At 37.6% G+C, this 1278-nt stretch carries 2 protein-coding genes; both read right to left on the minus strand.

Going from position 1 to position 1278, the window contains the following annotated elements:
• On the minus strand, positions 1-564 hold a 564-nt coding region (locus ESZ50_RS00005; RefSeq protein ID WP_246111482.1), incomplete at its 3' end, for a terminase large subunit domain-containing protein.
• A complete protein-coding gene (locus ESZ50_RS00010) occupies positions 561-1034 on the minus strand; it encodes a phage terminase small subunit P27 family (protein WP_148621542.1) in 474 nt (157 codons plus the stop codon). The genes ESZ50_RS00005 and ESZ50_RS00010, both read right to left, overlap by 4 nt.
• Between the last annotated feature and the right edge of the window lie 244 nt (positions 1035-1278).

Here is a 1278-nt window from a genome sequence, read left to right on the forward strand (position 1 = left end):
TTCATTTTGGTTATATTCAACTTTCCAACGTGAAGCTAACTTTTTAAAAGTTGACTTTTTTAACTGATCCCAGTTATAAGTCATGTATTTATAAAGTGGTTTTGTGTGCGATATATCAATTGAACTAACTGCAAGCTGTCGATTAATCTTTGGATAACCAAATAGAAAGTTATACAACGTATACGCTGAAAGTAATTGCGTCTTACCATTTGTTCTGGCCATAGAAATAAAAATATTTTTGAATCGCATACCTTTAGTTTCTGGGTTACGCCAACCTTGAATCATGGCCAAAATAAAACGCTGATAAGGAGAAGGCTTAAATGGTTCGCCGGATGTAATATCCTTTAGCAATACAGCAAACTCATTTATTTTCTTCGCTTCGTCAGCATCATAAATATATTTAAAATTCTCGTCATTATCGATACGCCTTAAATCGCTTATATGGCGCTCAGATGCACGCTTTATCTTCTCGCCTGCAATTATCTTGCCACGCATTACATTAACCGCATACGTCAACGCCGGATCGTCTGGATATCGTTCGAGCAAATCATCATATTTCATCATCTGTTAGCACCAAATCTTTCCTCATAATCTTTGCCTTCGTCCTCTTCATCGGTCTTGGCCATATCAATTAATGTGGCTCGACTTTGTGGAGACAAGCCTAGATCACTACCGACAGATTTAATAATCTTTGTAGTTGAGTCAATGATGGCAACCGCAGGATTTTTGTAGATCCTACCTTCAACTTCATAAACGACTTTATTTTTCTTGACCGACTCATAAGCTTCACGAAGCATTGCGTAATTAATTACTAGCGTTTCAACCGTTGAACTATCAGCATCAATTATGTACCCGGTCCCATTCAAAACTGGCACCAACTTTTCCCAAAGCTTCTTAGCTTCTCCAGTTAAATGTCGGGGCGCTGTTTCAGGTAGCGTATCAGCGTTCTCAACGGATTTTTTCAAGGCTTCGGTTTTATCTCGTTGATCCTTTCTGTCAGTTTCATCGGTTGTTATCTTTGGTTTACGTGGCATTTGACCACCTCCTTTCAACTCAAAAAATAAAAATAACTGCAACGTATCAGAAAGACGGCACTATTTGTTATTCGGTTCTTTTCCTAACCAATAGCGGGGGTATTTTTATTTTTTCAAAACTTTTATCCACCAATCTTTAGAAACTTTTTTCAATTGATTGTCATTCAATTTCTTTTCGACTGCTGTCTTGTGATTGTGTTGCGACCTAGTTAATAGCCATAGGTTAGATGTATCATACTGAGCC

It is taken from the genome of Weissella muntiaci (genome assembly GCF_008107635.1).
Classification (GTDB): Bacteria; Bacillota; Bacilli; order Lactobacillales; family Lactobacillaceae; genus Weissella; species Weissella muntiaci.

What these genes read in the sequence shown, in the direction of transcription:
- ESZ50_RS00010 (WP_148621542.1), bottom strand. Translation starts at nt 1,034, where the DNA reads ATGCCACGTAAACCAAAGATAACAACCGATGAAACTGACAGAAAGGAT.